Origin of the sequence: Streptococcus pseudopneumoniae (genome assembly GCF_001072375.1) — a bacterium.
In the GTDB taxonomy this organism is placed as follows: domain Bacteria; phylum Bacillota; class Bacilli; order Lactobacillales; family Streptococcaceae; genus Streptococcus; species Streptococcus pseudopneumoniae_L.
Genome location: NZ_JVKV01000016.1, coordinates 16979 through 27548, shown reverse-complemented (window position 1 = coordinate 27548; position 10570 = coordinate 16979). Strand labels below are relative to the sequence as shown.

Annotated in this window: 9 protein-coding genes; all 9 read left to right on the top strand. The window is 43.3% G+C overall.

All coding sequences use genetic code 11. The annotated features are described in order from the left end of the window. Positions 1-216 precede the first annotated feature (216 nt). The 9 genes from ADH31_RS01150 to ADH31_RS01110 all read left to right on the top strand — a co-directional run bounded on the left by ADH31_RS01150 (position 217) and on the right by ADH31_RS01110 (position 10569). Positions 217-510, top strand: a complete 294-nt coding sequence (locus ADH31_RS01150; RefSeq protein ID WP_049508415.1) for a helix-turn-helix domain-containing protein — start codon at positions 217-219, stop codon at positions 508-510. 259 nt (positions 511-769) lie between these two features. Beyond that, positions 770-3019 (top strand): 5-methyltetrahydropteroyltriglutamate--homocysteine S-methyltransferase, encoded by a 2250-nt coding sequence (metE, locus tag ADH31_RS01145; RefSeq protein WP_049508413.1) that lies wholly within the window; start codon positions 770-772, stop codon positions 3017-3019. Positions 3020-3081: 62 nt separating this feature from the next. Beyond that, entirely contained in the window at positions 3082-3948 is an 867-nt protein-coding gene (metF, locus tag ADH31_RS01140) for a methylenetetrahydrofolate reductase [NAD(P)H] (protein ID WP_049508411.1), read from the top strand. Between the two features lie 356 nt (positions 3949-4304). Further along, positions 4305-6527, top strand: coding sequence for a polyribonucleotide nucleotidyltransferase (gene pnp / locus ADH31_RS01135; RefSeq protein ID WP_049508409.1), 2223 nt, complete (start codon positions 4305-4307; stop codon positions 6525-6527). A gap of 15 nt (positions 6528-6542) precedes the next feature. After that, positions 6543-7160: a serine O-acetyltransferase gene (gene cysE / locus ADH31_RS01130; protein WP_000539996.1), complete on the top strand. Its 618-nt coding sequence runs from the start codon at positions 6543-6545 to the stop codon at positions 7158-7160. A gap of 11 nt (positions 7161-7171) precedes the next feature. Then, positions 7172-8038 carry a GNAT family N-acetyltransferase gene (locus ADH31_RS01125; RefSeq protein WP_049508407.1) on the top strand — a complete coding sequence of 289 codons (867 nt, stop codon included), beginning with the start codon at positions 7172-7174 and terminating at the stop codon, positions 8036-8038. 3 nt (positions 8039-8041) lie between these two features. Beyond that, the gene (locus ADH31_RS01120) at positions 8042-8803 is read left to right on the top strand and encodes a nucleoside phosphorylase (RefSeq protein ID WP_049508404.1); all 762 of its coding nucleotides are present in this window, start codon (positions 8042-8044) and stop codon (positions 8801-8803) included. Positions 8804-8846: 43 nt separating this feature from the next. Then, positions 8847-10190: a cysteine--tRNA ligase gene (gene cysS, locus ADH31_RS01115; RefSeq protein WP_049508403.1), complete on the top strand. Its 1344-nt coding sequence runs from the start codon at positions 8847-8849 to the stop codon at positions 10188-10190. Then, on the top strand, positions 10183-10569 hold the full coding sequence (locus ADH31_RS01110; protein WP_045763483.1) for a Mini-ribonuclease 3: 387 nt from the start codon (positions 10183-10185) through the stop codon (positions 10567-10569). Before cysS ends, ADH31_RS01110 begins: the two co-directional genes overlap by 8 nt. Position 10570: the final 1 nt, after the last annotated feature.

The window sequence follows — 10570 nt, the reverse complement described above, 5'->3', positions numbered from 1 at the left end:
AGTTGAGTAGGGCTGTAAAAGCTGATGAAATCAGCGTAGTAGAGTCCACTCAACCACTGCGCCTTGCTCGACAACCCATAGAAAATTGAGAGGCTAGGTCTTTTGTCCCAGCCTCTTCTTTTTATAAGTATTTGGATTTACTTTTAATAACTTTTAAGTTATAATTTAAAAAAGCCAAGCGTGAACTGAAGGACTTAAAAGAAAGAGGGTTAAGTGATGAAAAATAGTGCTATTGGAAGTAACTGGAAGGATGTCCGGTCCCAACTCTTCACCAAGGAGGAAATCCTTGAAAGTGATATGCGGGTGGCAATCATGAGTGAGTTAATTGAAGCTAGACGTGAGCAAGGGATTAGTCAGAAAAAGCTAGAAGAACTTAGTGGAGTGAGCCAGCCTGTCATAGCAAGAATGGAAACAGGTAAGACCAGTCCTCAGTTGGATACGGTCTTGAAAGTTTTAGCCAGCTTAGGAAAGACACTAGCGGTTGTACCGCTTGAACAGGAAAATAGTTGAGAATCAGTGCCTATAGTCTTTTCTAATAACAAGCCATAGGTAGCTTTCAATTCAATATTTTTTTGCGCAGAACACAGCAACCTTGAAAGCCTACTAATCTGTATCTATCAAAGGATTTGGGGAATCTTCTCCAAATCTTTTTTTGTCTTTTAAATCGAGATATAGTTTCAAACTATATCAAAGCCTAATTTTTTACAATTATACAGACAGTTTCTTTTCTGTTAAGATAGTTTCAACAACAATTTTTGGAGGACAAAACATGTCAACTACAATTATCGGTTTCCCTCGTTTGGGTGAATTCCGCGAATTAAAATTTACAACTGAAAAATACTTTAGAAAAGAAATCTCAGAAGAAGAACTCTTGGCTGCTGCGAAAGAATTGCGTGCAAAACACTGGAATATCGTCAAAGAAAAAGGCATCACTGAAATCCCATCAAATGACTTTTCTCACTATGACAACTTCCTTGATGCTGCCTTCCTTTTCAACGTAGTTCCTGCTTCAGTGCAAAACTTGGAATTGTCAGACCTTGAACGTTACTTTGCTTTGGGACGTGGTTACCAAGGAGAAAAAGGGGATGTTCGTGCCCTTCCGATGAAGAAATGGTTCAACACTAACTACCACTACATCGTTCCTAAATTTGAAAAAGACACTCAAGTAAAATTGGCTGGTCACAAGATTTTCGATGAGTTCCAAGAAGCAAAAGAACTTGGTCTTAACACTCGTCCTGTCCTTGTAGGTCCATTCACGTTCCTTCAATTGTCAGACTTTGAAGAAGGTGTGAAAGCAGAAGACTTCGTAGATAGCTTAGTAGCTGCTTACCAAGATGTTTTTGCGAAATTGGCTGAACTTGGTGCAACTCGTATCCAACTCGATGAAGCTGCTCTTGTCAAAGACTTGACAGAAGAAGAAAAAGCACTCTTCTTGAACATCTACAACAAACTCTTGGCTGATAAAAAAGGTCTTGAAGTCTTGCTTCAAACTTACTTCGGTGACGTTCGTGACGTCTACGCTGACCTTGTGAAATTGCCAATAGATGCAATCGGTCTTGACTTCGTTGAAGGTAAGAAAACTCTTGAACTCGTTAAAGGTGGCTTCCCAGCTGACAAGACTCTTTATGCAGGTATTGTCAATGGTAAGAACATCTGGCGCAACAACTACGAAAAGAGCTTGGCTATTCTTGAGCAAATCCCAGCTGAAAACATCGTTTTGACAAGCTCATGCTCACTTCTTCACGTGCCATTTACAACTGCTAATGAAGATTTTGAACCAGCTATCTTGAACCACTTTGCATTTGCAGTTGAAAAATTGGATGAAATCCGTGACTTGGATGCTATCCGCAACGGTCAAGGTGCAGAAGCTCTTGCAGCAAACAAAGAACTCTTTGCGACTGAACGTGTTGGTGAAAATGCGGAACTTCGTGCTCGTATCGCTGGATTGACAGACGCAGACTACACTCGTTTGCCAGCCTTTGCTGAACGTGAAGCTATCCAAGAAGATGCCTTCAAACTTCCAGCTCTTCCAACAACAACTATTGGTTCATTCCCTCAAACAAAAGAAGTTCGTGCTAAACGTTTGGCCTTCCGTAAGGGTGAATTGTCTCAAGAAGAATACGATGCCTTCCTTGCTGAAACCATCAACGAATGGATCAAATGGCAAGAAGAAGTTGGATTTGACGTGCTTGTACATGGTGAATTCGAGCGTAATGACATGGTTGAGTACTTCGGTCAAAACTTGTCAGGTTACCTCTTCTCTAAGAATGGTTGGGTACAATCATACGGTATGCGTGGGGTTAAACCACCAATCATCTGGGGCGATGTCACTCGTCTCAACCCAATCACTGTGAAATGGTCTAGCTACGCACAAAGCCGTACTGACAAACCTGTTAAAGGTATGTTGACTGGACCTGTTACCATCCTTAACTGGTCATTCCCACGTGAAGACATCTCTATCAAGGATTCTACTCTTCAAATCGCTCTTGCTATCAAGGATGAAGTTCTTGACCTTGAAGCTGCAGGCGTGAAAATCATCCAAATCGACGAGGCTGCCCTTCGTGAGAAATTGCCACTCCGTCGTAGCGACTGGTACGAAGACTACCTTGACTGGGCTATTCCAGCCTTCCGCTTGGTACACTCAACAGTAGCGCCAGACACACAAATCCACACTCACATGTGTTACTCAGAATTTACAGATATCATCCCAGCTATCGACAACATGGATGCAGACGTTATCTCATTTGAAGCTAGCCGTTCAAACCTTGAAATCTTGGACGAACTCAAAGCGAAAAACTTCCAAACAGAAGTTGGACCTGGGGTTTACGATATCCACTCACCTCGTGTGCCTAACGAAGGCGAAATCGACCACACCATCGAAGCTATCCTTGCGAAAGTACCTAGCAAGAAAGTTTGGATCAACCCTGACTGTGGTTTGAAAACACGTGGTATCCCAGAAACGAAAGAAAGCTTGATCCGCCTTGTAGACGCTGCGAAAGCTGCGCGTGAGAAATTGTAAGAAAAGACAGTTCTCTATACATGGTTGATCAGTAAGAAATCAACTAGAAAAGGTTCATAAATATGTCACGTCAAACACCGTCACTCTCATTTGAAGTTTTCCCTCCAAACCCAGCAGTAGGCAATGACAAAATTATTGCAGCTCTGAAAGACATGCAGGGCTTGGCACCACACTTTATCAGTGTAACTGCCAGCAATAATAAATTTAATATCAAGGAGACGACGGTTCGTTTGGCAGATTATATCCAAAATGACTTGGAGATTCCGACCATTGCTCACTTGCCAGCTATCTACCTAACTAAGGATAAGGTAGCTGAGACTATTGCAGATTTGGATAAGGTTGGGGTTCAGAAAATCTTGGCTCTTCGTGGAGATATTATTCCGGATGTGGAGCCACAAAAAGATTTCCGTTACGCGACTGACTTGATTGAATTCATCAAGGAGCAGGCGCCACACTTTGAAATTATTGGCGCTTGTTACCCAGAAGGGCACCCTGATTCACCAAACCAAATCTCAGATATTCAAAATCTGAAAAGAAAAGTAGATGCAGGCTGTTCAAGTCTTGTCACTCAGCTTTTCTTTGACAATGAGCGTTTCTACGATTTCCAGGATAAGTGCACCTTGGCTGGTATTGATGTACCGATTCATGCAGGAATTATGCCAATCCTGAATCGTAACCAAGCTCTTCGTCTCTTGAAGACTTGTGAGAATATCCATCTCCCACGTAAGTTTAAGGCTATCTTGGACAAGTATGAGAATGACCCTGAGTCACTCAGAGCAGCAGGACTTGCCTATGCCGTGGACCAAATCGTGGACTTGGTAACGCAAGACGTAGCAGGCGTGCATCTCTACACCATGAACAATGCAGATACTGCTCAGTACATTCACCAAGCAACCCATGCCTTGTTTAATCACCAATCTTTAGGATAATAAAAAGCAAACCATTCTTCTTTTCATGGAGGAATGGTTCCTTTTTAATAGAAAAGCCAGCACTTTTTAAGAAAAATATGATAAAATAGACTCTGTACGTACTTGATACAAAGATGAGGGTATAAACGATATTTAAGTAGTCTTAATCTTATGTCAAAGAGATGTGAGTTAAAGAATCAAATCTAAAGTATTTTCGGAGTTGAACACGGGCTAAATCCCTAGTGAAAAAGATAGATTTCCTGGTGTGCACCGCACACTGCGTCAATCTCCTATTTTCATACGGGATTCTTAACGCCCTTTGTATCCTGATTTTTGTAGGCAAGGCGTATAATTTTATCAATCCAAAGGGGATTAAAATGACAAAACATGTGTTTCAAACGACTTTTGCGGGTCGTGAGTTGATCGTAGAGACTGGTCAGGTTGCTAAGCAAGCAAATGGCTCTGTTGTGGTACGTTACGGTGAGTCAACTGTCTTGACTGCTGCCGTTATGTCTAAGAAGATGGCAACTGGGGATTTCTTCCCGCTTCAAGTCAACTACGAAGAAAAAATGTATGCGGCTGGGAAATTTCCTGGTGGCTTTATGAAACGTGAAGGACGTCCTTCAACAGATGCGACTTTGACAGCGCGTTTGATTGACCGTCCAATCCGTCCAATGTTTGCGGAAGGTTTCCGTAACGAAGTGCAAGTCATCAACACTGTCCTTTCTTACGATGAAAATGCATCTGCACCAATGGCAGCCATGTTTGGTTCATCATTGGCCTTGTCTATCTCAGACATTCCATTTGACGGACCAATCGCTGGGGTACAAGTAGGCTATGTTGATGGAGAAATCGTCATCAACCCAACTCAAGAACAAGCAGAGCAATCGCTTCTTGAATTGACAGTAGCTGGTACTAAGCATGCTATCAACATGGTAGAGTCTGGTGCAAAAGAATTGTCAGAAGAAATCATGTTGGAAGCTCTTCTTAAAGGACACGAAGCCGTTAAAGAATTGATTGCCTTCCAAGAAGAAATCGTTGCGGCAGTCGGTAAGGAAAAAGCAGAAGTAGAATTGCTTCATGTAGATGCTGAATTGCAAGCTGAAATTATCGCAGCCTACAACAGTGACCTCCAAAAAGCGGTCCAAGTAGAAGAAAAATTAGCTCGTGAAGCTGCGACTCAAGCAGTAAAAGATCAAGTAACAGCAGTTTACGAAGAAAAATATGCAGACCACGAAGAATTTGACCGAATCATGCGTGATGTGGCTGAAATCTTGGAACAAATGGAACACGCAGAAGTGCGCCGTTTGATCACAGAAGACAAGGTTCGTCCTGACGGCCGTAAGGTCGATGAAATCCGTCCTTTGGATGCGGTTGTTGACTTCCTTCCTCGTGTACACGGTTCAGGTCTCTTCACTCGTGGACAAACTCAGGCTCTCTCTATCTTGACTTTGGCACCAATGGGTGAAACGCAAATCATCGATGGTTTGGATCCAGAGTACAAGAAACGCTTTATGCACCACTATAACTTCCCACAATACTCTGTAGGGGAAACTGGACGTTACGGTGCACCTGGTCGTCGTGAAATTGGTCACGGTGCTCTTGGGGAGCGTGCTCTTGCTCAAGTATTGCCAAGCTTGGAAGAATTCCCATATGCGATCCGTCTGGTAGCAGAAGTCTTGGAATCAAACGGTTCTTCATCTCAAGCCTCTATCTGTGCCGGCACTCTTGCCCTTATGGCTGGTGGTGTGCCAATCAAGGCGCCAGTAGCAGGGATTGCTATGGGACTTATCTCAGATGGTAACAACTATACAGTATTGACAGATATCCAAGGTTTGGAAGACCACTTTGGGGATATGGACTTCAAGGTTGCAGGTACTCGCGATGGGATTACAGCCCTTCAGATGGATATCAAGATCCAAGGGATCACTGCAGAAATCTTGACTGAAGCTCTTGCTCAAGCCAAGAAAGCTCGTTTTGAAATCCTTGACGTCATCGAAGCTACTATTCCAGAAGTTCGTCCAGAATTGGCTCCAACTGCTCCGAAAATTGATACCATCAAGATTGATGTGGACAAGATTAAGATTGTCATCGGTAAAGGTGGAGAAACGATTGATAAGATCATCGCTGAAACAGGCGTTAAGATTGATATCGACGAAGAAGGTAACGTATCTATCTACTCTAGTGACCAAGCTGCCATTAACCGCGCTAAAGAAATCATTGCTGGTTTGGTTCGTGAAGCGAAGGTGGATGAAGTTTACCATGCCAAAGTTGTGCGTATCGAAAAATTCGGTGCCTTTGTCAACCTCTTTGACAAGACAGATGCCCTCGTCCATATCTCTGAAATGGCTTGGACTCGCACTAACCGTGTCGAAGACTTGGTAGCCATTGGTGATGAAGTGGATGTTAAGATTATCAAGATTGACGAAAAAGGTCGCGTAGATGCTTCGATGAAAGCACTTTTGCCACGTCCACCGAAACCTGAACATTCAGAAGAAAAAGGTGAAAAGGGTCATCGTCATGGCGATCGTCCTCGTCACCACCACAAGGACAATAAACCTAAGAAAGAAACTACAGAAACACCAAAAGACTCAGAATAAGAAAAGGAGAATTGTATGGGATGGTGGCGTGAAACCATTGATATCGTAAAAGAAAATGATCCAGCGGCTCGCACCACTTTGGAGGTTCTTTTGACCTATCCTGGTGTGAAAGCCTTGGCTGCCCACCGTCTCTCTCATTTTCTATGGAAGAATGGCTTTAAGCTCTTAGCTCGTATGCATAGCCAGTTTTGGCGTTTTTGGACTCAGATTGAGATCCACCCAGGAGCACAGATCGAATCAGGTGTCTTTATCGACCACGGTTCTGGCCTTGTGATTGGGGAGACGGCTATCGTTGAAAAAGGGGTTCTTCTCTACCATGGGGTAACCCTTGGTGGGACAGGGAAGGATGTTGGCAAACGCCATCCGACCGTGCGTAAGGGAGCTCTCATATCTGCTCATGCCCAAGTCATCGGACCTGTAGAAATCGGTGAAAATGCCAAAGTCGGTGCTGCAGCAGTTGTTGTAGCAGATGTTCCTAGCGATGTGACGGTTGTCGGTATTCCTGCTAAGATTGTCCGAGTGCATGGGCAAAAGGATGAACCAACCATTCATGAAGTTGAAGGAAAACGGGAATACTACGTCAATAAACTCGAGCAAGCGAGAGATGCTAGTCATAGATCGTCCGAGCTGTAGAGGATATCTATATGATTCAAGCAAGAAATAAGTTAAGCCAAGAGGAGTTATCTGAGGCGAAAAAACTAATTAACTGTTGCCAAGTCTATGATGGAACTTATCGTGATCCTTATCTTTCTAACATGCTTAATTTTGACCTAAGCATGCCTGCATTTTTCCTTTTTTACGAAAAAGGCGAACTGGTTGGTTTGTTAACTGTCTATGCTGATGACCAAGATGTGGAAGTGACGATACTGGTTCATCCCAATCATCGCCGTCAGGGAATTGCACGTGCTTTGTTTACTAGCTTTGAGAAAGAAATGACTTCTTTCCCTATTCGTTCAGTGACTTTTCAGACAGAACGTATTTTTCTAGACCGTCATCCTGATTTTGTCAGTAACTGGGGATTGGTCGAGGATGAAGAGACAGAAACCTGGTTAGGACGTGATCGAACTGCTTATGCATTAGATTCCCGTTCGGATGTCGATGTGCTCTTGGCAGAACCTTCTTATCTTGAAGCCATTGCCCAGCTCCACCACCAAACCTTTTCAGATGAAGTGGAAGCACCGGAAGTGAGCCACAGATACATTTCGGAGGCCTTGAAGGATCCTGATAGTCTGCTTTACATATTACTCAAAGAAGGTCAAGTGATTGGCGTTTGTACGGTCGATGTGTCTGGAAAATGCAATTACCTTTATGGACTTGCGATTGCTGAAGTCAATCGTGGAAAAGGTTATGGAAGCTACTTAGCAAAATCCCTCGTCAACCAACTGATTGAGCAAAATGATAAGGAATTTCAGATTGCAGTAGAGGACAGCAACGTAGGTGCCAAACGTTTATATGAAAAGATTGGCTTTGTCAAACAAACCCAAGTGGTTTATCTGAATGCGAAAGAGTAATAAATGCTATTAGAAGAATTTGAAAATGTACCTGCTGTTATCGAGCCAACTGATCGAAGCCTCCTTAGTGGTGGAGAAGTTTGTGATACCATTATCTTGTCTTTTAATGGAGAAATCCTTGAACGAGTAAAGCAGATAGATGGTGTCTACGAAGGTGGCTATCTTACCAATCTAAATGGCAAACTGCCATGGTATATCTATGAAAAAGATGGGAGTAAGGTAGCAGTTTCTATGGCTACTATTGGAGCTCCAATGGTTGTTGGACTCTTAGAAGAACTAAAAGCAAGAGGATTTAAGAACTTTATTGTTTTGGGATCTTGCGGAGTTCTAGACCAGTCTATTCAAGCAGATAAGATTATCCTACCAAGTTCGGCTTTACGTGATGAAGGTACTAGTTATCACTATGCTCCAGCAAGTGATGAAATAGCCTATGAGCGATCTCTACTCTTAACTATGGAAAACGCCTTGGATAAAGCTGGTGTTGAGCATATTCGAACAAAGTCTTGGACCACAGATGCCTTCTATCGTGAGACAGCTGCTAAGGTCAAACGAAGACTAGCAGCAGGAGCTAGAGTTGTAGATATGGAAGCTTCGGCTATCATGGCCTGGGCCCAATATCGACAAGCCAAGGTCTATCAATTTTTCTATACAGCTGACTATGTCGACCATCATAATCATGAGTGGGATGCCAGACGCGAAGAAAGAAAAGCAGATGCTATGACTTTCTTTGAGATAGCCTTAGTAATTGCCAGAGAGCTGGATTGAAACTACTCTTTACGATAAACAAGAAAGAGAAAGGAGTCAGTGAGTGATTAAAATCTATGACACTATGTCTCGTGATTTGCGAGAATTTGTCCCAATCGAGGACGGCAAGGTTAAGATGTATGTCTGTGGGCCGACAGTTTATAACTATATCCACGTGGGGAATGCCCGTTCAACGGTGGCTTTTGATACGATTCGTCGCTATTTTGAATACCGTGGTTATGAAGTTGCCTACATTTCTAACTTCACAGATGTGGATGATAAGATTATCAACCGTGCCAAGGAAGAAGGCATCACACCTCAAGAAGTAGCGGACAAGTACATTGCGGCTTTTCGTGAAGACGTGACGGCTCTTGGTGTGAAACCTGCAACTCGCCATCCTCGTGTAGTCGAGTTTATGGCTGATATCATCCGCTTTGTGGAAGATTTAATCGAAAAAGGCTTTGCCTATGAGAGTCAAGGGGATGTCTATTTCCGTGTGGAAAAATCTCACAACTATGCTAAGTTAGCCAATAAAACACTAGAAGACTTGGAGCTAGGTGCCTCAGGTCGTACAGATGAGGAAACTGCTCGTAAGGAAAATCCTGTAGACTTTGCCCTCTGGAAAGCAGCCAAACCAGGTGAGATTTCTTGGGAGAGCCCATGGGGACCAGGTCGCCCAGGCTGGCATATCGAGTGTTCGGTCATGTCAACAGAGATTTTAGGAGATACCATCGATATTCACGGTGGTGGTGCTGACCTTGAGTTTCCTCACCATACCAATGAAATTGCTCAGTCAGAAGCAAAAACAGGCAAGACCTTTGCCAACTACTGGATGCACAATGGTTTTGTCAATATCGACAATGTCAAGATGTCTAAGTCTTTGGGGAACTTCATTACAGTACACGATGCCCTCGAAACGATCGATGGTCAAGTGCTTCGTTTCTTCTTTGCGACTCAACACTACCGTAAGCCTATCAACTTTACGGAAAAAGCAGTGCGTGATGCCGAGACTAATCTCAAGTATTTGAAGAACACTTACGAGCAACCATTTACTGGAACTGTAGATACTCAAGAGTTACAGGCATTTAAAGATAAGTTTGTAGCTGCTATGGATGAGGATTTTAATACAGCTAATGGAATCACAGTTGTCTTTGAAATGGCTAAATGGATCAACTCAGGCAACTATGATGCAAGTGTTAAGGAAACTCTTGCAGCCATGCTAGAAGTCTTTGGAGTGGTCTTTGTCGAAGAAGTTTTGGATGAGGAGATTGAAGCCTTGATTCAAAAACGCCAAGAAGCGCGTGCCAATCGTGACTTTGCGACAGCTGACCAAATCCGTGATCAACTAGCTGCACAAGGGATTAAGCTACTTGACACCAAGGATGGAGTGAGGTGGACACGTGATTGATGTCAATCTCATTAACGGGATTGCTCTAGCTTTTGAAGGAGATGCAGTTTATTCTATGTATATCCGTCGCCATCTCATTCTCAAAGGCATGACCAAGCCCAATAAACTTCACCAAGAGGCAACCAAGTATGTGTCGGCCAAGGCTCAGGCACATTTGATTTCCCTCATGCTGGAAGAAGAAGTCCTAACGGAAAAAGAAGAAGAAATCTATAAACGGGGTCGCAACACCAACAGCCATACCAAGGCTAAGAATGCGGATGTGGTGACCTATCGTATGTCTACTGGTTTTGAAGCGGTCATGGGCTATCTTCATATGACTGAAAATGTGGAACGCCTAGAAACCTTGATTTCTTGGTGTATCCAAAAAGTGGAGGGCTAGG